This is a genomic window from Agromyces sp. GXQ0307 (assembly GCF_044769845.1).
GTDB lineage: Bacteria > Actinomycetota > Actinomycetes > Actinomycetales > Microbacteriaceae > Agromyces.
In genome coordinates this window covers 929,835-955,473 of the sequence record NZ_JBIZVY010000001.1, presented here as the reverse complement: position 1 = coordinate 955,473, position 25,639 = coordinate 929,835, and the positions used below count along the sequence as shown (strand labels likewise).

The following is a 25,639-nucleotide window of genomic DNA, read 5'->3' as shown; positions in this document are numbered from 1 at the left end:
GGGATGGACTACCACGCCCTGAACGCGATGCTGAACCTCTACAGCGCCGACGGGAAGATCCAGTTCGAGAAGGACAAGGAGGCGGCGCGGGAGTACTTCCTCCAGCACGTCAACCAGAACACGGTCTTCTTCCACTCGCTGAAGGAGCGGCTCGACTACCTCGTCGAGAAGGAGTACTACGAGCCCGAGACGCTCGGCATGTACTCGTTCGAGTTCATCCAGCAGCTCAACGACCTGGCGTACTCGAAGAAGTTCCGCTTCGAGACCTTCCTCGGCGCGTTCAAGTACTACACGAGCTACACGCTGAAGACCTTCGACGGCAAGCGGTACCTCGAGCGTTTCGAAGACCGCGTCGTGATGACCGCGCTCGGCCTCGCGCAGGGCGACGAGCAGCTCGCGACCGAGCTGGTGGAGGAGATCATCTCCGGCCGCTTCCAGCCGGCGACGCCGACCTTCCTCAACACGGGCAAGGCGCAGCGCGGCGAGCTCGTCTCGTGCTTCCTGCTCCGCATCGAAGACAACATGGAGTCGATCTCCCGCGGCATCAACTCGTCGCTGCAGCTGTCGAAGCGCGGCGGCGGCGTGGCGCTCCTGCTCTCGAACATCCGCGAGTCGGGTGCGCCCATCAAGCAGATCGAGAACCAGTCGTCGGGCATCATCCCCGTGATGAAGCTCCTCGAGGACTCCTTCTCGTACGCCAACCAGCTCGGCGCGCGCCAGGGTGCCGGCGCCGTGTACCTGTCGGCGCACCACCCCGACATCATGCGGTTCCTCGACACCAAGCGCGAGAACGCCGACGAGAAGATCCGCATCAAGACGCTCTCCCTCGGCGTCGTCGTGCCCGACATCACGTTCGAGCTCGCGAAGAACAACGAGGACATGTACCTCTTCTCGCCGTACGACGTCGAGCGCGTCTACGGCAAGCCGTTCGGCGACGTGCCGATCACCGAGAACTACCGCGCCATGGTCGACGACCCGCGCATCAAGAAGACGAAGATCAACGCGCGCGAGTTCTTCCAGACGATCGCCGAGATCCAGTTCGAGTCGGGCTACCCCTACATCGTGTTCGAGGACACGGTGAACAAGGCCAACCCGATCAAGGGCCGGATCAACATGTCGAACCTGTGCTCCGAGATCCTCCAGGTCAACACGCCGACGACCTATAACGAAGACCTCTCCTACGCCCAGATCGGCAAGGACATCTCGTGCAACCTCGGGTCGATGAACATCGCGCTGTCGATGGACTCGCCCGACCTCGGCAAGACGGTGGAGACCGCCATCCGCGGCCTCACCGCCGTGTCGAACATGTCGCACATCTCGTCGGTGCGGTCCGTCGAAGACGGCAACGACAAGTCGCACGCCATCGGCCTCGGCCAGATGAACCTGCACGGCTACCTCGCCCGCGAGCGCATCCACTACGGCAGCGAGGAGGGCATCGACTTCACGAACATCTACTTCTACACGGTGCTCTTCCACGCGCTGCGCGCGTCGAACCAGATCGCGATCGAGCGCGGTGAGGCCTTCGACGGCTTCGCCGACTCGAAGTACGCGTCGGGCGAGTTCTTCGACAAGTACACGGATGCCGCGTGGGTGCCGCAGACCGCACGGGTCATCGAGCTGTTCGCCGACGCCGGCGTGCACATCCCGACGCAGCACGACTGGCAGGAGCTGAAGGCCTCCATCCAGGAGCACGGCATCTACAACCAGAACCTCCAGGCGGTGCCGCCGACCGGCTCGATCTCGTACATCAACAACTCGACGTCGTCGATCCACCCGATCGCGTCGAAGATCGAGATCCGCAAGGAAGGCAAGCTCGGCCGCGTCTACTACCCGGCGCCGTTCATGACGAACGACAACCTCGAGTACTACGAGGACGCGTACGAGATCGGCTACGAGAAGGTCATCGACACCTACGCCGCGGCGACGCAGCACGTCGACCAGGGCCTCTCGCTCACGCTGTTCTTCAAGGACACCGCGACGACCCGCGACATCAACAAGGCCCAGATCTACGCGTGGCGCAAGGGCATCAAGACGATCTACTACATCCGGCTGCGTCAGCAGGCCCTCGAGGGCACAGAGCTGGAAATGTGCGTCAGCTGCACTCTGTGAGCATTTCTCACGTTCCGGTGGTCGAGTAGCACCGGCGAAGCCGGAGCGTATCGAGACCCCATATCGAGACCGACTCCTGAAGATAAGGACAGAACGGATGACTCTCACCGACCCGGTGAACTCGGCCACCAACGACCCGGCCCACGTCGCGCCGGTCAAGCTGGTCGACCACGTCAACGCGATCAACTGGAACCGCATCCAGGACGACAAGGACCTCGAGGTCTGGAACCGCCTGGTGAACAACTTCTGGCTGCCCGAGAAGGTGCCGCTGTCGAACGACGTGCAGTCGTGGAACCAACTGACCCCCGAAGAGCAGACCACGACGATGCGGGTGTTCACCGGCCTTACGCTGCTCGACACCATCCAGGGCACGGTCGGCGCGGTCTCGCTCATCCCCGACTCGCTGACCCCGCACGAGGAGGCGGTGTACACGAACATCGCGTTCATGGAGTCGGTGCACGCGAAGAGCTACTCGTCGATCTTCTCGACGCTGTGCTCGACGAAGGACATCGACGACGCCTTCCGCTGGTCGGTCGAGAACGAGCACCTGCAGAAGAAGGCCTCCATCGTGATGGAGTACTACCGCGGTGACGAGCCCCTGAAGCGCAAGGTCGCGTCGACGCTGCTCGAGTCGTTCCTCTTCTACTCGGGCTTCTACCTGCCGATGCACTGGTCGTCGCGGGCGAAGCTCACCAACACGGCCGACCTGATCCGGCTCATCATCCGCGACGAGGCCGTGCACGGCTACTACATCGGCTACAAGTTCCAGCGCGGACTCGAGCTCGTCGACCAGGCCAAGCGCGACGAGATCAAGGACTACACGTTCTCGCTGCTCTACGAGCTCTACGACAACGAGGTGCAGTACACGCAGAGCCTCTACGACGGTCTCGGCCTCACCGAGGACGTCAAGAAGTTCCTGCACTACAACGCCAACAAGGCCCTCATGAACCTCGGCTACGAGTCGATGTTCCCCTCCTCGGTCACCGACGTGAACCCGGCGATCCTCGCCTCGCTCTCGCCGAACGCCGACGAGAACCACGACTTTTTCTCGGGGTCGGGCTCCTCGTACGTGATCGGCAAGGCCGTCAACACGGAGGACGAGGACTGGGACTTCTGATGCGGCGAAACGTCCCGGTAGTCGACCCACGGATTCATCGAAGTTGACCCTGTTCAGAATTCTTGACCTGATCGAGGTTCGTGAATCCAACGGACTACTGGGATGTATGCAGCTTCAACTGTGATGCGGCCTGAGCAGCGGCGGCAGCCTCGCGAGAAGCCGGGCAAATCGGAAGGCGTGGCCGGGCGCGATCTCGGCGGACAAGGCAGCCGAGTTCGCCCGTCAGTTTCGTGCTGAACGTCAGTCCGGCGGTGGGGGAGCGCAGCGACAGATCGGTTGCGCGAGACGCGGGCGTGGACGAGGGGCCCCTGCACCACGTCCTCGCGGGCGAGTCCTGGCCGGACCTGCGGACCATCGCAAGGGTCGAGGCCGTACCTGGAGCGGCGGCCGTATCCGGGATGACCGTCGGCGCCTAGTGTCGGAGCTGGATCCAGAATGCGCTTCAGATAAGGTTCCACTGCGTGCAAGTTGTGCGGGCGGGTCCTCGCGACGTGTCAACCGAGGATGGTTTCGACCGTGAGACCCGTGTCGTCTAGCGACTCGCCGGCGTGCGTTCAGTCGTCGTCTGAGCCGCCGTACGTCCAGGTCGCGGTCCCGTGCCAATCGCCCTCCAGTTCACCCAGGAGTGCAGTCCTCCAGGTCGTCTGTCCGGCAAGGTAGCCACGCGCCGCTCGAACCTTCCACATCGCGGCCACGAGCGCGTTGACCGTGCCGATCGCGTCGTCCAGAACGACGTGTGTGACGGTGGCGGAGTTCTGTTTCGAGCTAAGCCGCAGAAGGTAGTACTCGTTGCGCTTATCGATAAGCGTTGGGTCTGGGAGCAACTCGTCGGCGAGGTCCGCGGTGAGGAGGTCATGCATATATCGGTTGCGTCTCTCGTAGGCGATCGCCGCTTCATCGAGTGCCTTGCCGATCGCAGCTCGAATGGCTGACTCATCGACCGCCGCGCATGCCGTCATGGTTCGGCACTGGTCGACGGCCTGCGTCCAGTTCACAGGCGCAGACAGCAACGCCTCGACACTGTCCAGCCCTCTGAGCTGAGCATGGAGTCCCCGCAGTGCGGCATCGAGCTCAACCGACGTCTCCACGATTCGACCACGGACGAACGTCCATTGATCAGCGAGCGGCAAGGCTTCCAGCAGGTCAATATCCACCGCGCCAGTTTTGCACTGCGAAATGTTATCCGGACGAGGCGAGCACGTAGGCGGCGGTGCCGGAATGTCTGCGGCGTTGAGCGAGACATCTCGCTCGCTGGACGACGCGAACGCTCGTCGCTCGGGGCAAGCCCTCGTCGGGCCTTGACCGCGCGCATTCACAACACCTGACAGTTTCTCGGGCAGACTTGCTCCCGTGTCGAGGACCAAAGGCGGTGAGTTCAGCAAGAACACTCGGGACCGCTTGGCCGCTTGGGCTGGCTACAAGTGCTCTGCACCGTGGTGCGACAAGACGACGATAGCCGGATCTTCCTCCACGAAGAGCGGGGTATCAAACCTCGGTGAAGCAGCACACATTCTTGGTAGGACGCCCACGAGCGCTCGTTACGACGAGAATCAGTCTGAAAGAGAAAGGAAGCACTTCGACAACGGAATCTGGCTCTGCCGGCAGGATGCGGCGGCAATCGATCGCAACGATTCCATCTTCACAGCCGACCTCCTTCGCCAGTGGAAAGAGTCACGCGCAGAAGAGGCTCGCCGAGACCAGACTGCGGGGCCGGACGGTAGCCTTCCGAAACTCTTCGATTTCGAGATTCGGTTCGACCTCGTCAGCGACCTGTCCGTGGAATCGATCCACTCTTTTCTGGAAGCGGCCGGGGTGTCAGCTGCATGGGGTGGCGATGCTCAGGGCGCGGCGGAACGTCTCGTGTTCGAGCTCTTGGACAACGCGCGCCGCCACGGCTCAGCTACCTCAGCGATCCTGCAGACCGGAGGTGCCAAGGTTCAGATGACGCACGGCAGTCCGTCGGGTCACTTCGGAGTCTCCGAGCTTCTCGGCACCAAGAGCGAAAAGGGTGGCTATGTCGGCGTCGCGTCATGGACCGACTCCTGGAATGCGCAGTTCCGCCTCGCGTCACACTCGGATGTCTCCGGGACGACTTGGACGCTCACAGATGTACGTTCTGGCGACGGAGCACCCGGTCCGTGCAGCGAAGTTGTCGCCTACAAGAGGATGACGAATGGCGGCGCTCCGCATACGTTCGCTGCCGACTGCTCCGAAGTGGTTCTGTACGTGGAAGGTCGAGTGTCCTACAGCGACGTCGTCCAGCTGCGCCCCACCTTGAATTCGGCACTTGCCCGCGGCCCGGTGCTCATAGTCAGCAAGTTTGAGGACAACCTCGAAGTATTCAACTCCGTGAACACATACTCGGCCGCTGGCTGGAAGATCACGCGCAGTGGATCAGCTCTACGCCTTGAGCTGTGACGAGGCACTGGCAGAGTGCTCAAGCATCGGCACGGTCCGTGCTCGCTGACCGACCCGTCACTGCAAAGCGTGGGATGCGCCTCCGACAGCAGCACCAAAAGTTTGCGGCCGATTCACTGTCGCGTCCTGCGGGTACGCTCGGCGCCATGACTTCCGTCGATGGCGGCACAGATGCCGAATCACCCGCGGCGTGGAACGAGCACGTAGAAGTGCACTGGTTCTTGCCCCTACCCGAACAGATCGCCATCCCGGAAGAGCCGGAGAATCCATTGTCCTTTTCATTCCCCGAGGAGGGCGAGGTTCCTGGCGACCCCGTGATGGTCGTCCTTCTTATTCCCCACCACCGGCTTTACCCCTGGCCTAGCCCGGATGGCACTGATGCTGCATTCGCCGTGATGAAGGAGGTGCTTCCCCCAGCTCTAGCCAGCATCGCCCACGAGGCGGCGACGGATAGGCCGCTTGAGCTTGCTGTGACCGTCATGCAAGCGGTTGTTGCCTATCCCCCCGGCGAACTTCCCGACGCGCGGCGCGTAGAGGTCGGCTTTGACCGGGCGCTGGACGCCATCGCCATGGTCCAACGCGGCTATCACGCCGCAACCAAACGCCCTGTGACCGTCATCCAGCGGGAAAAGCTCCCGCCGGTCCTGCCGTGGGCGCGGCTGCGTTCGGCTGGCGACGTGGTCGGGAAGTCTGAAAGCGGGGTCATGATCATGCATAGCGCGCCTCCCGAGATGGAGCTTGCCAAGCCATTGACGGCGGAGGAGTGGCGCCGCACCCAGTGGGCCATAGGCGCCGAGCTCACACCGTTTCTCAATTACGTTGACCTCCGCCGAGAGGCGCACGGGGCTCTACGACGCGGCGAATACGGCACAGCGGCCGTCCTCTGCGCGACTGCTTCGGAGGTGTTTCTGGAGACACTCCTCCTGCACCTGGTCTGGTCAGAGGGTATGGCCCCCGAGGAGGCCGCCGCTCTTTTCGATGGCCGCGGGCTCGCTGGGCGGGTGAAGACTGACTATCACCCCAGACTCGGGGGCCAGTGGACCCAGACGGGCACCGGACCAGTTGCGACATGGTTTGCGAAAACGGCCAACCTCAGGCACCGAGTGGTGCACGCGGGCTATCGGCCGTCCTTTCAGGAGTCAACTGAGTCGCTAGAAGCAATGGTGGGCCTAGAGAAGTTCGTGATGGACAAGCTGTCCACTCCGAGACTCCTCAAGAATTACCCGGCAACTGCCATGGCGGTAGTCGGTGAGGCTGGGTTGCGGCGGCGGAAGAAGTCGGACGCTGTAATCGTTGCCCTTCTCGCACAGGCGCGCGACTGGATGGTGGACTTCGTGCTCTGGAACGCGAAGGTGATCACGCTGCGCAATGAGAGATAGTGCCGAGTAGTCACAGGGACTGCTTCCCGCCCGATCACTAGGCGGGAGACGACAAGCTCACGCCCCGCCGAGGGGCGCGTGGGCACAGCTTGCGCCCGTGCATCAACGGGGGTTAGCACGGTCTACACTGCGCCGAAGATATTTGTAGCGGCGCATTACGTCGTAGCGCGCGGTTACAACTCGATAGGATGAGTAAAACTCGCCGACTCGAGGGGGGCGCGTGGCCGAAACGCTTCCTTACATGATGTCCACCAGCGTGATTCCGAAGATCCTCAACAAGATCCGCGAAGCCGCGACACCTGACCGGTTCTCTCAGGACTACTTGGGGACGGTGCTTGGGTTCGCCGGCGGCAATGCAAAGCCCTTCATTCCGCTCGCAAAGCGTTTAGGACTCTTAAACTCGGACGGAACGCCGACCGAGGTCTACAAGCGATTCCGGGGGAGCCAGGATGAATCCCGCGGCGCGATGGCCGCTGCAATCCGCACGGGGTACGCGCCACTATTCAAGCGGAACGAGTACGCCGACAAGCTCGATCGGCGAAAGCTTGAGGGGCTCATCACGGAGATCACGGGCTCAGAGGCCGGCTCGAGCACAGTGAAGGCAACGTCGGGTACGTTCGAGGCACTAAAGCAATTTGCGACCTTCGGGCCGCTGCTCGATTCTCCTCTGCAGGCCCCCGAGGAACGCCAGGAGTCTGTGGCAGAGGATGTCCCGCAAGTAACTCGTGCATCGGCTGGCGATGGGGGCGGCGGGGTCAGGTTCGGCTACACGATCAACATCAACTTGCCCAACACGAATGACATCACCGTCTTCAACGCGATTTTCAGATCCTTGAAGGAGCACCTGCTGTGACTAGGTCGGCCGACCAACTCCAGCTGATGCACATGAGTCGCCAACTCGTGCAGGTTGAGTTGGAGGAAATAGCGACACGACACAACGTCGATCCGATCGTGATCACCGAAGCGGACGAGGAGGCGGTCTCCCAGGAAGGCTACTACCTCCAGTTCCCCGCGGAACTGCGTCAGCAGGCGGCGGAGATGTCCGGTTACTACCAGATCTTCTACTGCCTCGAGAACGAGATCAGAGACATGATCGAGTCCCAGCTCGAAGATGCGTTCGGAGAGGCATGGTGGGATGAGCATTGTCCGGAAAACGTCAAAACGTCCGTTGAGAACAACAAGAGGCGTGAACAAGACAATGGCGTAACGCTGCGATCATCGCATCCGATCGACTACACAACCTTCGGTGAACTCGGTGAGATCCTCAAAGTCAACTGGGACATCTTCGGGGCGACGTTCAACAGTAAGCGCGGAATGGAGAAGGTGCTGAGTAGCCTGAACCTATTGCGCGGACCGATCGCTCATTGCGCTCCGTTGGCTGAAGACGAGGTTGTGCGCCTTCACCTGGCAGTGCGTGACTTCTACCGACTAATGGAATGAGCGGAAGGCGGCCACCAGGTGCGAAGGTCCGGGAGCCGAACTGCCAGGACCCGAGCGTCGACTCGAGGGAGAGGTCTGCGATGGTCCCCTACACTCTTCGCTGGGAGCAGGTCTTGGGGGTCGCGTGGGTGTCATTGAAGATTTCGTGAGCGAGTACGAGCGCGAGGTTGACTACTGGGACGCGGCAGCCCGAACGGCCCGCAGCCTGCTCGAAGCCGAACTGGCCAGTTCCGGGGTACGAGCGATCGTTACAAGCCGAGCCAAGTCAGTAGATCGGCTCCTCGATAAGCTCAACGTGCGCAATCAGATGACACCCTACGGCTCGAAATCGGCTATCCGTGAGAACATCGCTGATCTTGCCGGTGTACGCGTGGCACTGTACTTCCCGGGTCAGATGGACGAAGTTGAGCGAGTTATCAGAGGGATCTTCAATGTGCGCCATGCAAAGTCGTTTCCCAATAACGGCGACTCTGCTAGTCCTGCGCCTAGCCCTCGGGCGTCAGAACGCGACGAAGCATCATCGACACAGCGCATCGCACGTCTGCGACGGTTCTCAGGCTACGGTGCGCGGCACTTTCGTGTGTTGATTCCAGACGCGCGTCTCACCGCAGGGGAGGAGCGATACGCGTCGGCTCTCATCGAGGTGCAGGTGGCGTCCGTGCTCATGCACGCGTGGTCGGAGGTCGAACATGACCTGGTGTACAAGCCGTTGGACGGAGCTCTGTCAGCGTCGGAGTATGCGCTGCTTGACCAGCTGAATGGGCTGATCCTTGCTGGCGAGATTGCCCTTGAGCAACTTCAGAAAGCGGGCGATGAGAGGGTTGCCGCCGCGCAGACGCCCTTTAGAGACCACTACGAGCTGGCCGAGTTCCTCCGAACTCGACTCTCCGCGCTCGGAGCCGACCTCACGGACGCGACGCTGGGACGTGTCGATGTGCTTTTCAGCTACCTTGCCGACCAGGACTCCGCCACCGCCTCTGCGGTGGAACCGTATCTGAAGCTGTTGGAACGGGATTTCGAGCACCGACCGGTGGCGGCGCAGCTCGCGGACCTGATGCTCTCAGGCGACGAAGCGCGCTACAAGGCCTACTTGCGGGCCATGTCGACGTCCCGTGGCAAGTCCGGGAAGCTGGGACTCACCGTCGAACAGCTGAAGACCCAATCCCCCGAGACTTTGGCGCTCGGCGAGTTTGTTGCCTCTTGGGTGTTGTTCGAATCTCAGTTGAAGGCAATTGTGCCCGCCGACGACACGAGGTTGCCTCCGCTATCGGTCCTCCTCAGAGCTCTCGCCGACATGCACCTCATCACGTCACAGCAATACGAGGAACTGAGGATGATGCGCGAGTTCCGCAATCGCGTCTTTCACGGCAAAGCCGGCGACGTTCCGCCGGAACGGCTGAGGGAAGCTGCTGCGTGGCTGCGAGACCTGTCGCGATCCATAGAGTTCCCAGACGACGGAACATGAGTGAGTGCGTCCTGATCCCGGTACACCTGGGCATGCACGCGACTCTCCGCCACCTCGCATCTTTCGTATGGGGCACGAAGCGAGCGAGCAGGCATCGCACGCGAGGCGCCGCAAGCCGGCAACGACTGTTTACGGATCGGATTCGATCCCACAGCGCCCGCCGCCGCGGAACGTCGCGGGCGGGAGTTGCTGGAGTCGATCGGGCTGCTCGAGTTCGCGTATGCCTATCCCGACCGGCTCTCCGGCGGCCAGCACCAGCGGGTCGCGATCGTGCGGGCCATCGCCACACGGCCCAGCCTGCTCCTGCTCGACGAGGTGACGAGCGCCCTCGACCGGGAACTCGTCGACGAGGTGCTCGGCCCCGTCCGAGCGCTCGCGGCCGACGGGACCACCATTCTTAATGGCCACCCACGAGATGCCGTTCGCGCGGCAGGTCGCCGACCGGGTCGTGCTGCTCGACCACGGCGCCATCGTCGAGGAGGCACCTGCCGAGCAGTTCTTCACCAGGCCCAGCAGGAACGCACGCGCCAGTTGCTCGCCCGATTCACCGGCACGAACGACGCTTCCGCGTGAGTCGACGGCTCCCGCGCCGGCGCGTGCGAGCATCCGGGGCGTCGCAACCACATGCGGCCGGCGGGTTCTCGGGACTACCGTGAGGGTGTGTCCGCTCCTGCGACTGACGCACGAGCCGCTCACGCTGACGGCGTGGAGCGCCTGTTGGAGAGCTACCGGGCCGTGCCGTCGACGGCGACGGTGCGGCTGGCGAAGCCGACGTCGAACCTGTTCCGGTCGCGCGAGCGGGTCGCAGCGCGGGGCCTGGACACGTCGGGGCTGACGCGGGTCATCGCGGTCGATGCGGAGGCGCGGACGGCCGACGTGGCCGGCATGTGCACGTACGAGGATCTCGTCGCGGCGACACTGTCCCACGGGTTGGCGCCGCTGGTGGTGCCGCAGTTGAAGACCATCACCCTCGGCGGCGCGGTCACGGGGCTCGGGATCGAGTCGACGTCGTTCCGCAGCGGGCTGCCGCACGAGTCGGTGCTGGAGCTCGACATCCTCACCGGCGTCGGCGAGGTCGTGACCGTGTCGCCGACGGAGCACGCCGACCTGTTCCGCGCGTTCCCGAACTCGTACGGCACGCTCGGCTACGCGGTGCGCCTGCGCATCGAGCTGGAGCCGGTGCAGCCGTTCGTCGCGCTCACGCACCTGCGGTTCCACGCCCTTGCCGACCTCATCGACACGATGGACCGCATCGTCGAGACCGGCGCCCTCGACGGCACGCGCGTCGACTACCTCGACGGGGTCGTCTTCAGCGCTGACGAGAGCTACCTCTGCGTGGGTGTGCGGACCGCGGCATCCGGCCCGACCAGCGACTACACCGGCCAGCGCATCTTCTACCGCTCCATCCAGCATGCGGATGGCGCGACGCACGACCGGCTCACGATCCACGACTACCTGTGGCGGTGGGACACCGACTGGTTCTGGTGCTCGCAGGCGTTCGGCGCGCAGCATCCGCTCGTTCGCCGGCTCTGGCCGCGGCGCTACCGGCGCAGCAGCGCGTACTGGAAGCTCATGAAGCTCGAACGCCGGTACGACATCGGAAACCGCATCGAACGGTTCCGCGGCCGGCCGCCGCGCGAGCGCGTGATCCAGGACGTCGAGATCCCGATCGAGCGGACCGCGGAGTTCCTCGACTGGTTCCTCGCCGAGGTGCCGATCGAACCGATCTGGCTGTGCCCGCTGCGACCGCGCGACGACACCGACTGGCCGCTGTACCCGCTCGAGCCGCACCGCACCTACGTGAACGTCGGCTTCTGGTCGACCGTGCCGGTCCGCGCGACCGAGGGTGCGACGAACCGGCGGATCGAGCACAAGGTCAGCGCGCTCGACGGGCACAAGTCGCTGTACTCCGACGCCTTCTACCCGCGCGACGAGTTCGACGCGCTCTACGGCGGCGACGCCTACCGCGCCGCGAAGCGGCGGTACGACCCCGACTCACGGCTCCTCGACCTCTACGCGAAGGCGGTGCAACGACGATGACGACGTTCAAGGAGCGCGGGCCCGGGTCGGCGACGGATGCCACGAAGGCCGATGCCACGACGGCGGATGCCACGACGGCGGATGCCTCGGGCAAGCTGACCCTCGCCGAGATCCTGGAGCTCGTCGCCGGCGGGCAGTTGCCGCTGCGGTTCACCGCCTACGACGGCAGTTCGGCGGGCCCGCCCGACGCCCCGCTCGGTATCGAGCTGAAGACGCCGCGCGGCACGACCTACCTCGCCACCGGTCGCGGCGACCTCGGCCTCGCGCGCGCCTACATCGCCGGCGACCTCGAGATCCACGGCGTGCACCCGGGCGACCCCTACGAACTGCTGCGGGCGCTCGCCGACGAGCTGGTGTTCCGGATGCCGCCGCCACGGGCGATCGCGCAGATCCTCCGTTCGATCGGCGTCGAGCACCTGCGGCCCATCGCGCCACCGCCGGGGGAGGCGCCGCCGCGGTGGCGTCGGGTCGCCACGGGGCGTCGGCACAGCAAGGCCCGGGATGCCGAGGCCATCCACCATCACTACGACGTGTCGAACACCTTCTACGAGTGGGTGCTCGGGCCGTCGATGACCTACACCTGCGCGTGCTACCCGCGCCCCGACGCATCCCTCGACGAAGCCCAGGAGAACAAGTACCGGCTCGTCTTCGAGAAGCTGCGGCTCGCGCCGGGCGACCGGCTGCTCGACGTCGGCTGCGGCTGGGGCGGGATGGTGCGCTATGCGGCGCGCCGCGGCATCCGTGTCGTCGGCGTCACGCTGTCGGAGGAGCAGGCCACGTGGGCGCAGCGCGCCATCGCCGAGGAGGGCCTGGGCGAGCTCGCCGAGGTGCGGCACGGCGACTACCGCGACATCGCCGACACCGGGTTCGACGCGGTGTCGTCGATCGGGCTGCTCGAGCACATCGGGGTGCGCAACTACGCGAAGTACTTCCGCTTCCTGCAGTCGCGGCTGCGCACCGGCGGGCTGCTGCTCAACCACTGCATTACCCGCCCCGACAACCGGTCCGAACCCTCGACGCACGGGTTCATCGACCGCTACGTCTTCCCCGACGGGGAGCTCACCGGGTCGGGGCGCATCATCACCGAGGCGCAGGATGTCGGCCTCGAGGTGCTGCACGAGGAGAACCTGCGCCCGCACTATGCGCTGACCCTGCGCGACTGGTGCGCCAACCTCGTCGAGCACTGGGACCAGGCGGTCGACGAGGTCGGCCTGCCGACCGCGAAGGTGTGGGGTCTCTACATGGCCGGCTCGCGGCTCCAGTTCGAGCGCGGCGGCATCCAGCTGCACCAGGTGCTCGCGGTGAAGCCCGACGACCGCGGCGGGGTCGGCGACCTGCCGCTGCGGCCGTGGTGGACGGCGTAGTCGGGCCCCAGTCGAGGACGTGAATGGAGCGGATGCGACATCCGCTGCTCTCGCGAGACGATCGGATCGGACCGGGATAGTCGGGTGCGGCCGACGACCGATGATCAGGCTGGAGTGCGAAGGGAGTCACCGTGATCGCAGCGCTGAACCGGCTCGTCGAGTTGGTCGAGGAGCACCTTGACGAGGAGATCGATGTCGCCGGACTGGCGAGCGAGTTCGGCACGACGGAGTACCACGTGCGGCGAATGTTCTCGTCGCTCGCGGGCATGCCGGTGTCGGAGTACATCCGGCGGCGGCGCATGACGGTCGCGGCGGCCGAGGTGCTGGGCGGCGGCGAGCTGCTGGGAATCGCGGTGCGGTTCGGGTACGGCTCGACCGAGGCGTTCGGTCGCGCGTTCCGGGCGGTGCACGGCGCCGGCCCGGGTGATGTGCGCCGTGACGGTGGACCCCTTCGGACGCAACCGCAGCTCAGGTTCCGCCTGACCGTTGAAGGGAACACCACGATGGACACCCGTATCGCCGAACGACCGGCCTTCCTGCTCGTCGGCCACGCCGCGCGCGTGCCGCTCATCCACCAGGGGCCCAACCCGCACATCCAGGCGCATATCGCCGCGCTGCCGCCCGAGGAGCACCAGCGCCTGAAGGCGCTCGGCGACACCGAACCGGCGGGGCTGTTGCAGGTGAGCGCCGACGTGGACCCCGATTACGCCGAGGGCAGTGAGCTGACGTACCTGCACGGGGTCGCGGTCGCGACGGAGACGGCCGTGCCGGAGGAGCTCGACGTGATCGAGGTGCCGGATGGCGCGTGGGCGGTGTTCCGGTCGTCGGGGGCGTACCCGGACGAGCTGCAGGCGACGTGGGCGGCGACGGCCGCGGACTGGTTCCCCTCGAACCCGTGGCGCCTGCGGCCGGGGCCGTCCATGGTCGCGGTGCTCGAAAGGGCGGATGACTTCAGCACGGCGACGACCGAGCTGTGGCTGCCGGTCGAGCGGGGGTGAGCCGCGACGAGTTGCGAACGCGCGCTCGATTGTGCCGGAGTCGCGCGGCGGCTTGTGCATGACTCGAGGCGGATGTCGTTGTGCGGACTACCGGCATGTACGGCGCCACATCAGGCGGCGGGTTCCACCTCCACCTGCACCTCGTTGTGGCGCAGGAACCACGGGGTGATGGGCGGGTTGAACCGCGCGAAACGCGGCTCGCCGCGGACCGCGAGCCCCGCGGCGCCCAGCTTGGCGAGCAACACGTGCGGGCTGACCCCGGCTGGTGCCGCGGACTGCTGGGGCGGCAACTCCTACCTGCAGGCCCTCGACCGGCCCGGCCCGTACACCCAGTTCGCTACCGGGGGCTCCCACACGTGCGGGCTGACCCCCGCTGGTGCCGCGGACTGCTGGGGAGACAACTTCTACGGGCAGGCCGCCGACCAGCCCGGCCCGTACACCCATCTCGCCGCGGGACCTGACCACACGTGCGCGCTGACCCCGGCCGGTGCCGCGGAGTGCTGGGGTTCGAACCAATCCGGGCAGGCCGCTGACCAGCCCGGCCCGTACACCCAGCTCGCCGCCGGGTTGTTCTACACGTGCGGGCTGACCGCGGACGGTGCCGCGGACTGCTGGGGCGACAACGGAATCGCGCAGGTCGCTGACCAGCCCGGCCCGTACACCCAGCTCGCCGCCGGGTTTGGCCACACGTGCGGGCTGACCCCGGCCGGTGCCGCGGACTGCTGGGGCTTGGACCAATATGGGCAAGCCGCTGACCAGCCCGGTCCGTTCGGCCTGAGCATCGACGGGGACGGGGACGGTGTCGCCGACAGTGTCGACGTGTGCCCCGGCACGGTGCTGGCCGGCGATGCCGATCGGCCGGCGCAGTTGAAGGCGAACCGGTACTTCGCGGATGCCGCCGGGATCTTCATCGACGCCAAGGGCACGGACTCCGGCTTCACCGTCGCCGAGACGGGTGGCTGCTCGGCCGCGCAGATCATCGCGGCCGCCGGCCTCGGCTCCGGGCACACCCGGTTCGGCATCACTCGCTCCGCCCTCCAGGACTGGATCGCCACCCTCGCCTGAGCGGCCGCGTCCGCGCGGTCGCTCAGTCGAGGGCGATCAGTCCGCTCGTGGCGGCCTTCGTAGCGGCGTGCCCGACCGGCCGCGTCGTGGTCAGGGAGTCGTCCTGCGGCATCCACCTCGGGAGTCCTCGAACAGGACCTCACCACCCTGCGGCGAGTGGACGCTCGCACTGAGCACCTGCGCACCCGTGGTGCGACGCTCGATCCAGTCCACGAGGAGCGCGACGTGCATTCGGCATCGTGGCCATCGTCCTGGCCGCCGCAGCACCCGTCGTCTCCTTCATCGTCTTCATGGTCGCGTCGAGCGTGATCATGGCCTCGCGCATCTGACCGTCATCTCATGGCGTGCCCGCGCCGGGGCTCACCGCCACCCGAGCGCCGGCGCGACGTGGGTGATGATCGACTCGAGAACGTGCGCGTTGTAGTCGACGCCGAGCTGGTTCGGCACGGTGAGCAGCAGGGTGTCGGCGGCGGCGATCGCCTCGTCTTCGCGCAGCTGCTCGACGAGGGCATCGGGTTCGGCGGCGTAGCTGCGCCCGAAGACCGCGCGGTAGTCGTCGATCACCCCGAACTGGTCGGACCGGTCGCCACCGCCGACGAAGTACCGGCGATCGAGGTCGTTGACGATGGCGAAGATCGAACGGCTCACCGAGACCCGCGGCTCCCGCTCGTGGCCGGCCTCGGCCCAGGCGGCGCGGTACGCCTCGATCTGCTTGCGCTGCTGGACGTGGAACGGCTCGCCCGACTCATCCTCCTTCAGCGTGGAGCTCATGAGGTTCATGCCCTGCTCGGCCGCCCACACGGCGGTCGAGTCGGAACCGGCGCCCCACCAGACGCGGTCGCGCAAGCCGGGGGACTGCGGCTGGATGCCGAGCGGGCCCGGGTGCGGGTTCGGGAACATCGGGCGGGGGTTCGGTTCGGCGAACCGCGCGCCGTCGATGACCTGCAGGAAGACCGTCGCGTTGTTCCGGGCGACGTCGGCCATGGTCGAGCCCTCGGGCGCCTCGTAGCCGAAGTACCGGTAGCCCTCGATCACCTGCTCGGGTGACCCGCGCGAGATGCCGAGCTGCAGGCGGCCGCCGGCGATGAGGTCGGCGGCACCGGCATCCTCGGCCATGTAGAGCGGGTTCTCGTAGCGCATGTCGATCACGCCCGTGCCGAGCTCGATGCGACTCGTCTTCGCACCCGCCGCCGCGAGCAGCGGGAACGGGCTCGCGAGCTGGTTCGCGTAGTGGTGCACGCGGAAGTAGGCGCCGTCGGCGCCGACCTCCTCGGCCGCGACCGCGAGGTCGATCGACTGCAGCAGCACGTCGGACGCCGATCGCGTCTGCGAGCCGGGCGAGTTCGACCAGTGGCCGAACGAGAGGAAACCGATGCGCTTCATACAGGGCTTCAACGCCTGTCGCGGCCGGGCATTCCGACGCCGAGCCGTCAGGCGGGCGGAGCTGCGACGTCATCGCCGCCCGCTCCGACGACCGGTCGGGCGCGATCGAGGATGCCGCGTGTGATCCCGCGGACGACCATCCACGCGAGCGGCACAGCCGCCAGGAGGAGGACCTCGCCGATGAGGCTCATCCACATCGCGACGCGGAACTGTTCGAGCGTCTCCGCGGCCAGGTAGGCCCGGGTGGAGATCTGGATGGCGAAGTTGCTCCCCAGGAAGAGCAGCCACCAGACGGCTTGCCACGAGGGTCGCGAGAGACCGACGGCACGCCAGAGATCGGAGATGTTCTGGTAGGGGAACCAGAGACTGACGATGGGCACGAACCAGGAGCCCGCGTGCCAGCCGGGTGAACGTCGCGTGCGGCCGACGACCTGCTTGGCGGCGCGGTACTGCCAGATGGCCCAGAGCACCCCCGTGGTGATGAAGGCGCCACTGGCGAGGATGCTGACGAGCGCCGTGGTCTGGTCGTAGGCCTCGATCGCGCCGATGGCCGCGCCGTCGCCGGCGAGGTAGCCCGACACCGCTCCGATACCGAACAGCTCGGTTGCGATGGTCACGGCGGACAGGGCGCCGCAGACGATCAGGAGCGCTTGGGTCGCCGTTGCGAGCGTACCGAGCGCGCGGGGCGCCGGGACGTGCTCGCCCTGCCCGGGCTGTGCCGGGATTTCGTTGGGGGCGGGCTGCGAGCCGTCGGACGGCGTCGTCGCCGGGGGAGGGGTCGTGGTCATGGGTGGGCTTCCTCGGGTCGGGGTCGTGGAGGGGTGTGCGATCCGGACAGCCCTCTACGGTCGGGTCGCGAGTCACTGTAGCGATCCGTCGACGCCGTCGGGATCACGATTGGGACACGCCCCTCACCACCGCCGATCGGCAGCGGGTCGAGGCCTGATGCGGGTGCTCGGGGCTCGGATCGAGGAACTGGGACGATCGTCCCAGTGGGTGTTACGCTCCCCAGCGTGATGACGCACCCCGGCCGGATCCTGCGCGTCGGGATCGCCGCACTGATCCTGTTCGCCCTGGGCGCCGGGATCGCCGTCGCGCTGACCGATGCCCTCGGCATCCGCTCGGAGCCCGCCGACGTCCCGGCCGAGACGGCCGCCGTCGCGGAGCCGGTGGAGTTCGCGGCGCCGCCCGTGTTCGTGCGCTCCGAGGTGCCCGACGGCCCGCGCCTGCTCGCCGCACTCGAGGAACTCGACGACGCGGTGACGCAGGCGCCGCGCACCGACGGTCGGGCGACCCTGTCGGTCCGTGTCGACGCCTCGATCGACGCGCCGACGGACGACAACGCGGCGGCGACCACTGCCGCCGGCGACGAGACGTACCGCCTCGAGGGCACCCGTGAGGCCCTCACCGTCATCGGGCGAACCGAGGCGGGCGCCATCCGCGGGGTCTACGACCTCGCCTCCGCGGTGCGCGACGGTCGGCCGGTCGACGAGCGCGCGGGCGAGACGGTGACCTCGCGCCTCGGGTTCCGGATGGCCGATCTCGGCGCGGTCGGCGTCGCCGTCGACGAGGCGGCCCATTCGGCGGGCACCGACTACTCGCACAACTCCCGCGCGTTCGAGGACGTGATCCTCGCCGACGCGCCGTACATCGACGACGTCGCGCTCGCCGAGGCGCAGGTCGAGTTCGACGCGTACGTCGAGCACCTGCTCGCGGAGGGCTACACCGCGATCACCGTGCCGGGCCTGCTCGAGTACCTCACCTTCTCGGATGTCGGCGACGGCACCGATGTCTACGCGCCCGACGACGAGCACGTCGCCCGCGCACTCGCGATGCGGAATGCCTTCGGCTCGATGTGGGCGTCGGCCCGCGCGGCGGGGCTGCAGGTGTACCTGCGCACGGACATGCTCGTCGTCACGACCCCGCTCGAGCAGTACCTGCAGGACCGGTTCGGCGGGTTCGCCACCGACGACCCCGAGTTCTGGGAGGTGTACGCGGCCGGGCTCGACGAGCTCTACCGCGAGATGCCGTACATCGACGGCGTGCTCATCCGCATCGGCGAGGCCGGCCAGGTCTACGACCTCCCCGAGTGGGACTACCGCAGCACGCTCGCGGTGACCACCGTCGACGCGGTGCGGGCGATGCTCACCACGCTGCTCGTGCAGGCCGAGCGCGCCGATCGCGAACTCATCTTCCGCACCTGGAGCGTCGGCGTCGGCGCCGTCGGCGACATGCACACGAACGCCGACTCGTACCACGCCGTGCTCGACGGCATCGACTCGGACCGCCTCATCGTCTCGACGAAGTATTCGCTCGGCGACTTCTACAGCCACCTGCCGATCAACGACACCCTCGAGGTCGGGGACCAGCGCCGTATCATCGAGTTCCAGTCGCGCCGGGAGTTCGAGAACTTCGGCGCCTTCCCGAACGACCTCGGCCCGCTCTACGCCGGGGTCTTCGACCGGCTCCTCGCCGCCAACCCGAACATCGAGGGCATCTGGACGTGGACGCAGGACGGCGGTCCGTGGCGCGCCGGCCCGCTCTCGCTCGAGCTGAAGGCGGGATTCTGGCAGCTCGCCGAGCTGAACACGGAACTCGCCGTGCGGCTCGCGCGCGACCCGTCGCTCGACCCGGCGACGATCACCGCCGACTGGGCACGGCGGTGGTTCTCGGACAACCCGGCGACCGTGCAGGCCATCGGCGCGGCGATGGCCGATTCGCGCGAGGCGATCACCGACGGGCTCTACATCGGTCCGTTCGCCGACCGCAGGGTGTTCGCGATCGGGCTCGAGCCGCCGCCCATGATGTGGATCTTCGAGTGGGACATCCCGACCGGCGACAGCGCGTCGCTCGACGTGATCTACGCGATCTCGCGCGACGAACTCGATGGGGCGATCGGCGGCGGCGAACGTGCGCTCGAGGCCGTCGAGCGCATGCGCGCCTCGATCGAAGCGACGGATGCCGCGACCTGGCACGATCCGTCGATGCGCGAGGAGTTCCTCGACGCCCTCGACTACGAGGCGAACACGCTCGGCATGCTCGCCGACTACCGGACGATGGTCCTCCGCAACGCCGAATGGCACGACACGGGATCGACGCAGGCCCGCGCCGACTGGGAGGCGGCACGCGCCGCGTTCCGGGCCTCGGCCGCCGAGCACGAGGCCGTCTACGGCGGCGACCCGTACCATCCGGCCTTCAACCTCGAGGCGGCCCGACTCGGCGCCGAGCGCGCCGAGCGCGACCCCGCGATGGGCTGGTCGGCCCTCGCGCTCCTCGTGCTCGTCGCGGGATGGCTGGGCTACGGCATCGCGGCCCGGAGCGAGCGCGTGCGACGGCTGCCGCTCGCGACCGTCGCCCGCGCGACGTGGGTCGCCGGCACCCGTCCGTGGCGCGCCCCGGAGGTCGTGCGCGACCTCGGGCCCGGCGAGCGGGTCGCGCTCGTCGTGGTGCCCGCCGTGGCGCTCGCGGTCAGCCGCGGCATCCTCACCTGGTTCGCCGCACCCGCCCACCTCGTCGCCACGCTCGGCGCCTGGCTCGTGTTCGCCGTCGTCCTCGTCGTGATCGTGCGCGCGCTGCGCGCGCCGTGGCCGGCGGTCGTCGCCGCGGCCGGCGGAGCGGCACTGCTGCGCGTCGCCCTGCTCGCGGCGGTGCTCGTGCCATCCGGTCCTGGGGGTTACTGGTTCGGGTTCTGGACCGACGAGGTGCAGCGGAGCGCGTACGTCGTCGTCTCGTTCGCCCTGTTCGGCTGGGTGCTCGTCGCTGCGGCATGGTCGATCGCGGGCCCGCTCGGCGTGCGACGCGCCGTCGGGGTGGTCGTCGCCGCCTCGGGCGCCGCGGTCGCGGCCGTCGCCGGGCTCGTCGCCGCCATCGGGCTCGAGGCGGCGCTCACGGTCTGGAACGACCAGATGGCACTGCTCCCGTGGGGGCTCTCGCGGATCCTCGGGATCACCGTGTACCTCGACATCCCCCAGGACACGGCGCTCTGGATCGCGGTGATCGGCGCGGTCGTCGCCGCGTGCGGGCTTGCGGACGCGACGCTGCCGCCCGTTGCTCGCCGGAGCCGACGGGCAATGCCTGCCGTCGCGCGGGAGACCGCGCGCGTGTAGCCCCCGGCCGTCGAACGGAGGCCTACCGGCGAACGCCCTGTCGCACGTCGGTCACCGCGGAACCGCTGGCCACGGCCGGCGGTCGGGGCCACGCCCAGGCGGAGCGCAGGATGAACGCCAGGATCAGCAACTCGAGTCCGATGGAGATTCCGTAGAAGAAGGCCCAGTCCCACGACTCGCCGACCGCGTTGAACATCGAGTACGGGATGAGCAGCGATGCCACGACGAGGTTCGTGACGCGGTTCACCCGGGCGGGAAGCGCGACGGAGAGGATCACCATCAGAGCCGGGATCGAGACGGTCACGAGGAAGACGGTCAGCAGCGTCGGGCTGACATCGAACTCGAACACGACGCCCGCCAGGATGTCGTCGACGACGCCGGGCTTGTAGAAGTTGAGGACGTCGACGTAGACGTAGAGGAACATGAAGCCGGTCCATGCCGCGGCGAGCTTCGCCTGCACGGGGATGGGCCGGTCGTCGAGCGCGTTCGAGGTGTTCGTTCGGTTGGTCATCGGTTCTTCCTTCGAGGGGGGCGGTCCTTCCGCCGCGTCGGCGGGAGGTTCGTACACCGTACGTCGTACGCTGTACTATTGCTCGTACGCTGTACGATTGTCAAGACGTCCGAGCCGGCGAGGAGACCATGTCAGCGGAGGAACAACGCCAGGCCACACCAGACGCCGGGCTGAGTAGACAGCGAGTGGTGCTCGAGGCGATCCGTCTCGCCGACCGCGAGGGCGCCGAGGGGATGGGCATGCGCGGACTCGCACGCACGCTCGGCGTGGGCGCGATGTCGCTCTACCACTACGTGGCGAACAAGGAGGAGTTGCTCGACGCGATGGTCGATGTCGTGTTCGACGAGATCGAGTTCCCGCCCCAGGGGACCGACTGGCAGTCGGCGATCCGACAGCGGGCGCTCTCCGCCCGGCGCGTTCTCGCTCGCCACCCGTGGGCGATCGGCCTCATGGAATCGCGGACCTCGCCGGGGCCCGCGAACCTCCGACACCACGAGGCGGTCCTCGCGTGCCTGCGATCGGCCGGCTTCACGCTCTCGATGGCGGTGCACGCGAACTGGTTGCTCGACAGCTACGTCTACGGCTTCGCCCTCCAGGAAGCCAGCCTCCCGTTCGACACCGCCGATGAGATCGCGGGCATGGCGAAGGACGTCTACCTGCCCCAGCTTCCCGCCGACGAGTTCCCCCACCTCAACGAATCGGCCGCGGCGCTCGTCACGGACGGGTTCGACCCGGCGGACGAGTTCATCTTCGGCCTCGACCTCGTCCTCGCCGCTCTCGAGCCGCTGAGAGAGTCCGCGTAGCCCGAGGGCCGCCGGCTGGCGGTCGCCTGCCCTCCGGTGATCCGCGCGTCGGTCTGACGCGCCATCATTTCGCGGGCTCAGACCGGTCGCCGCGCGCCAAATTCTTTGGCACCGCCCTCGTCTTGACGCGTCCCGAGGCCTCGGCTACCGTCATGCCAAGACGATTTGGCAAAACGTATTGGCATGGTCGTCGCAAGAGGGTCTGCGTCCTGTTTCCCCACACCAACGAAGGAGTCGAAGTGATGAAGCTTCGCACACAGCCGACGAGGCGCGGACGCCGCTCGCTCGTCACCGCCGCCGCGGCCACCGTCAGCGCCGCCGCGCTCGTCCTCACCGGTTGCGGCGTCGGCGGCGGTGGAGACGACGCCGCGTCCGGCACCGACGAACTGACCGTCGTCGTCGAAGGCGGGGGCAAGGCCGAGCTGCAGCCGATCGCCGACCTCTACAAGGAGGAGACCGGCACGACGGTGACGCTCGTCGAACTCCCGTACGCCGGCCTCTACGACCGCGTCTCCTCGGAGCTCCAGGCGGGACAGCCGTCGTTCGACATCGCCGCGCTCGACGCGATCTGGCTCCCGGCGTTCGCGCCCGGCCTCGCCCCGCTCGACGACCTGTTCACGGCCGACGTCGAGGACGACCTCTTCGGCGGACTCGTGAGCGAGGCGCAAGTCGACGACACGTTCGTCGGCATGCCGGTCTGGACCAACTCCGAGATCCTCTTCTACCGCACCGACCTCTTCGAGGACTCGACGAACATGGCCGACTTCGAGGCGGAGTACGGCTACCCGCTCGCGCCGCCCACCACGTGGGAGGAGTACCGCGACGTCGCCGAGTTCTTCACGCGCGACACCGACGGCGACGGCGCGGTCGACCTGTACGGCACCGACGTGAAGGGCGCCGTCGAGACCGAGTGGCTGGCGACCGTCTCGCAGGCCGGTGAAGAGGCCATGGTGCTGGATGCCGCGACCGGTGAGGTCACGATCGACAGCGCCGCGCACCAGGAGGCCCTCGACTTCTACGTGAGCCTGCTGCCCTCCGCGCCATCCGGTGCGGCACAGCTCGACTGGGCCGGCGCGCAGAACCTCTTCTACCAGGGCAACCTCGCGATGATGCGCTTCTGGGGCCACGCCTACCGGCAGACGCCCGACGACTCGACCGTGAAGGACTCGATCGGCGTCGCGCCGATGATCGGCGGGCCGGGCGGCGTCGCCGGCGTGCCGGGCGCCTGGTACCTGTCGGTTCCCGCATCGGGCGACCAGCAGGATGCCGCGAAGGAGTTCATCGCATTCGCCTACGAGCACAACGACCTCGCCGCCGACACGTCGCTCGGACTCGTCGCCCGGAAGAGCGCGTTCGAGAGCAAGGCCGGTGAGGCCGGGTTCGAGAACTACCCGGCGCTCGTCGAGACCCTCGAGGCACCGCAGTCGCTGCCCCGGCCGGCGACGCCGGAATGGCAGGAGATCGTCGACTCGGTGCTCGTGCCGATGATGCAGAAGGCCGTCGAGCCGGGAGCCGACACCGCGCAGCTCCTCACCGACGCCAAGTCCCAGATCGAAGCGATCGTCGAGTAGACGGTCCGAAGGAGAACGTGATCGTGGAGACGCTCGCTCCCCGGGCCCGGGTGGAGGCGGCAGAGTCCGCCCCCGCCCGGGGCCCCGGAGCCCCGACCCGGGGCTCGGCTCGACCCCGCCGGCAGCGCAGCAAGGACCAGGGCGACCGCCGCTTCGCCCTGCTGCTCCTGGCGCCGGCGGCCCTGTTCCTGGCGGCGTTCGTGCTCTGGCCGCTGGTGCGGTTCGTGTACGACAGCTTCTTCGAGATCTCGCCCTTCGCCGGGGCGCCGCGGGAGTTCGTCGGCGTCGCGAACTACGCGACGGCCTTCGCGTCCGAGGCGTTCCAGTCGGCCTCGGTGCGCACGGTCGTGTACACGATCATCGTCGTGACGGCGGAGTTCGTGCTCGGCCTCGCGGTCGCGCTGCTGTTCACGGCCCTCGGCCGGCGGTCGACGGTCTTCCGCACGCTGTTCATGTACCCGCTGATGATCGCTCCGGTCGTCGCCGGCCTCCTCTGGCGGTTCCTGCTGATCGACAACTTCGGCATCGTCAACCAGCTCCTCTTCGAGGCGGGCATCCTCTCCAGCCCCGACCAGATCCAGTGGCTGAGCGACCCGAACATCGCGCTGTTCTCGGTGGCGATCCCCGACATCTGGCTCACCACGTCGTTCATCACGCTGGTGCTGTTCGCCGGGCTCCAGAACATCCCGGGGGATGTCATCGAGGCGGCCCGCATCGACGGCGCCCGGTACCCGCGCATCCTGTTCAGCATCATCATCCCGCTGCTTCGCCCGGTCATCGCCGTCGCGCTGATCGTCCGCGGCATCGACGCCGCTCGGGCGTTCGACATCATCCTGATCCAGACGGATGGCGGTCCGCAGGGCAGCACGACCACCCTCAGCCTCCTCATCTACCGCACCATGACGCGGTTCGGCGACCCCGGACTCGCGAGCGCCATGGGGACGGTCTACCTCATCGTCATGCTGGCCGTCGCGATCGCGGCGATCATGCTCATCTGGCGACCCGGGAGCAGTGCACGATGAATCCACTCGAGACCCGCGGGAAGAGCCGCATCCTGCTCTGGGCGCTGCTGGCCGCCGCCATCATCCTCTACGCGTTCCCCTTCGTCTACCTCCTGCTGACATCGTTCAAGACGCCGCTCGACGCGATCGCCGTGCCGCCCTCGGTGATGCCCGAGACGTGGACGCTCGACAACTACGTCGCCGCGCTCAGCCGTGAGGGCGTCCCGGCGGCGCTCGTGAACAGCGTCGTGACCGCGGTCGTCTCGACCGTGCTGTCGCTCGTGCTGGCGGTGCCCGCGGCCTACGCGATCACGCGGTTCCGCACGCCGAGCGGGCGCGTCTTCATCGTGGCCGCCCTCGTCACCCGCATGGTCCCGACGATCGCGGTCGGTGCGCCGCTCATCGAGGTCATGCGCAACCTCGGCCTCACCGACACGTCGTTCGGGCTCGCGCTCGCGCACACGACGATCTCGCTGCCGCTCTCGATCTGGCTGATGGCGAGCTTCTTCGAGGCCGTGCCCGACGAGCTCAGCGAGGCCGCCGAGGTCGACGGCTGCAGCCGCATCCAGGCGATGGTTCGCGTGGTGCTCCCGGTGGTTTCCGGGGGTCTGGCGGTGACCGCGATCTTCGCCTTCCTCGCCTCCTGGAACGAGTTCCTCTTCGCGCTGCTGCTGACGTCGGTGCGCGCGCAGACCACGCCGGTCGTCATCGCGAACTTCCAGAGCCAGTTCGGCCTGGACTGGGGCGGGATGACGGCGCTCGCCGCGGTCTACTCCGTGCCCGTGATCCTCCTCACCCTGTTCCTCCAGCGGCACATCGTCGCCGGCCTCACCCTCGGCGCCGTCAAGGGCTGAGCCGCGACCCGAACG

22 protein-coding genes are annotated in these 25,639 nt (G+C 67.2%); 17 read left to right on the top strand and 5 right to left on the bottom strand.

All coding sequences use genetic code 11. The features are described from left to right. Positions 1–3: 3 nt before the first annotated feature. Both nrdE and nrdF read left to right on the top strand, forming a co-directional pair. Positions 4–2,109: a class 1b ribonucleoside-diphosphate reductase subunit alpha gene (nrdE, locus tag ACIQH8_RS04425; RefSeq protein ID WP_155840817.1), complete on the top strand. Its 2,106-nt coding sequence runs from the start codon at positions 4–6 to the stop codon at positions 2,107–2,109. A 97-nt stretch (positions 2,110–2,206) separates the two neighbouring features. After that, positions 2,207–3,226: a class 1b ribonucleoside-diphosphate reductase subunit beta gene (gene nrdF / locus ACIQH8_RS04420; RefSeq protein WP_400995248.1), complete on the top strand. Its 1,020-nt coding sequence runs from the start codon at positions 2,207–2,209 to the stop codon at positions 3,224–3,226. Between the two features lie 554 nt (positions 3,227–3,780). On the opposite strand, the gene ACIQH8_RS04415 is transcribed toward nrdF, so the two are convergent. Then, positions 3,781–4,380, bottom strand: coding sequence for a hypothetical protein (locus ACIQH8_RS04415; RefSeq protein WP_400995246.1), 600 nt, complete (start codon positions 4,378–4,380; stop codon positions 3,781–3,783). A gap of 196 nt (positions 4,381–4,576) precedes the next feature. On the opposite strand from ACIQH8_RS04415, the gene ACIQH8_RS04410 reads away from it, so the two are divergent. The 9 genes from ACIQH8_RS04410 (at position 4,577) to ACIQH8_RS04370 (ending at position 14,330) form a co-directional block, all read left to right on the top strand. Next, positions 4,577–5,644 (top strand): hypothetical protein, encoded by a 1,068-nt coding sequence (locus ACIQH8_RS04410; protein WP_400995245.1) that lies wholly within the window; start codon positions 4,577–4,579, stop codon positions 5,642–5,644. A gap of 146 nt (positions 5,645–5,790) precedes the next feature. Then, positions 5,791–7,023: a hypothetical protein gene (locus ACIQH8_RS04405; RefSeq protein WP_400995244.1), complete on the top strand. Its 1,233-nt coding sequence runs from the start codon at positions 5,791–5,793 to the stop codon at positions 7,021–7,023. Between the two features lie 241 nt (positions 7,024–7,264). Continuing rightward, complete coding sequence (locus ACIQH8_RS04400) at positions 7,265–7,876, top strand: DUF5343 domain-containing protein (RefSeq protein ID WP_400995242.1); 612 nt, start codon at positions 7,265–7,267, stop codon at positions 7,874–7,876. Beyond that, complete coding sequence (locus tag ACIQH8_RS04395) at positions 7,873–8,463, top strand: Swt1 family HEPN domain-containing protein (RefSeq protein ID WP_400995239.1); 591 nt, start codon at positions 7,873–7,875, stop codon at positions 8,461–8,463. Before ACIQH8_RS04400 ends, ACIQH8_RS04395 begins: the two co-directional genes overlap by 4 nt. 145 nt (positions 8,464–8,608) lie before the next feature. Further along, positions 8,609–9,928, top strand: a complete 1,320-nt coding sequence (locus ACIQH8_RS04390) for a GTP pyrophosphokinase family protein (protein WP_400995237.1) — start codon at positions 8,609–8,611, stop codon at positions 9,926–9,928. A gap of 186 nt (positions 9,929–10,114) precedes the next feature. Next, entirely contained in the window at positions 10,115–10,501 is a 387-nt protein-coding gene (locus ACIQH8_RS04385) for an ATP-binding cassette domain-containing protein (protein WP_400995234.1), read from the top strand. 132 nt (positions 10,502–10,633) lie between these two features. Then, complete coding sequence (locus ACIQH8_RS04380) at positions 10,634–11,968, top strand: FAD-binding oxidoreductase (RefSeq protein WP_400995231.1); 1,335 nt, start codon at positions 10,634–10,636, stop codon at positions 11,966–11,968. After that, positions 11,965–13,332 carry a class I SAM-dependent methyltransferase gene (locus ACIQH8_RS04375; RefSeq protein WP_400995228.1) on the top strand — a complete coding sequence of 456 codons (1,368 nt, stop codon included), beginning with the start codon at positions 11,965–11,967 and terminating at the stop codon, positions 13,330–13,332. The genes ACIQH8_RS04380 and ACIQH8_RS04375 overlap by 4 nt, the downstream gene beginning before the upstream one ends. 131 nt (positions 13,333–13,463) lie before the next feature. Further along, entirely contained in the window at positions 13,464–14,330 is an 867-nt protein-coding gene (locus tag ACIQH8_RS04370; protein WP_400995225.1) for a GyrI-like domain-containing protein, read from the top strand. A gap of 110 nt (positions 14,331–14,440) precedes the next feature. Here ACIQH8_RS04370 and ACIQH8_RS04365 read toward each other — a convergent pair whose 3' ends face one another. Continuing rightward, positions 14,441–14,572, bottom strand: coding sequence for a hypothetical protein (locus ACIQH8_RS04365; protein ID WP_400995223.1), 132 nt, complete (start codon positions 14,570–14,572; stop codon positions 14,441–14,443). On the opposite strand from ACIQH8_RS04365, the gene ACIQH8_RS04360 reads away from it, so the two are divergent. Then, complete coding sequence (locus ACIQH8_RS04360; RefSeq protein WP_400995221.1) at positions 14,562–15,395, top strand: RCC1 domain-containing protein; 834 nt, start codon at positions 14,562–14,564, stop codon at positions 15,393–15,395. The two genes, ACIQH8_RS04365 and ACIQH8_RS04360, sit on opposite strands and share 11 nt — an antisense overlap. Before the next feature lie 360 nt (positions 15,396–15,755). Here ACIQH8_RS04360 and ACIQH8_RS04355 read toward each other — a convergent pair whose 3' ends face one another. Then, complete coding sequence (locus ACIQH8_RS04355; RefSeq protein ID WP_400995219.1) at positions 15,756–16,778, bottom strand: LLM class flavin-dependent oxidoreductase; 1,023 nt, start codon at positions 16,776–16,778, stop codon at positions 15,756–15,758. Positions 16,779–16,825: 47 nt separating this feature from the next. After that, a complete protein-coding gene (locus ACIQH8_RS04350) occupies positions 16,826–17,566 on the bottom strand; it encodes a DUF4328 domain-containing protein (protein WP_400995217.1) in 741 nt (246 codons plus the stop codon). A gap of 228 nt (positions 17,567–17,794) precedes the next feature. Here ACIQH8_RS04350 and ACIQH8_RS04345 point away from each other — a divergent pair, with 228 nt between their 5' ends. Further along, positions 17,795–20,884 carry a hypothetical protein gene (locus ACIQH8_RS04345; protein WP_400995719.1) on the top strand — a complete coding sequence of 1,030 codons (3,090 nt, stop codon included), beginning with the start codon at positions 17,795–17,797 and terminating at the stop codon, positions 20,882–20,884. 22 nt (positions 20,885–20,906) lie between these two features. On the opposite strand, the gene ACIQH8_RS04340 is transcribed toward ACIQH8_RS04345, so the two are convergent. Beyond that, complete coding sequence (locus ACIQH8_RS04340; RefSeq protein ID WP_400995214.1) at positions 20,907–21,395, bottom strand: DUF6326 family protein; 489 nt, start codon at positions 21,393–21,395, stop codon at positions 20,907–20,909. 128 nt (positions 21,396–21,523) lie between these two features. On the opposite strand from ACIQH8_RS04340, the gene ACIQH8_RS04335 reads away from it, so the two are divergent. From ACIQH8_RS04335 to ACIQH8_RS04320, 4 genes are all read left to right on the top strand, one after another. Next, entirely contained in the window at positions 21,524–22,198 is a 675-nt protein-coding gene (locus tag ACIQH8_RS04335; protein WP_400995211.1) for a TetR/AcrR family transcriptional regulator, read from the top strand. A 242-nt stretch (positions 22,199–22,440) separates the two neighbouring features. Beyond that, entirely contained in the window at positions 22,441–23,769 is a 1,329-nt protein-coding gene (locus tag ACIQH8_RS04330; protein ID WP_400995209.1) for an extracellular solute-binding protein, read from the top strand. 158 nt (positions 23,770–23,927) lie between these two features. Next, complete coding sequence (locus ACIQH8_RS04325) at positions 23,928–24,791, top strand: carbohydrate ABC transporter permease (RefSeq protein ID WP_400995716.1); 864 nt, start codon at positions 23,928–23,930, stop codon at positions 24,789–24,791. Continuing rightward, complete coding sequence (locus ACIQH8_RS04320) at positions 24,788–25,624, top strand: carbohydrate ABC transporter permease (protein ID WP_400995207.1); 837 nt, start codon at positions 24,788–24,790, stop codon at positions 25,622–25,624. Before ACIQH8_RS04325 ends, ACIQH8_RS04320 begins: the two co-directional genes overlap by 4 nt. Positions 25,625–25,639: the final 15 nt, after the last annotated feature.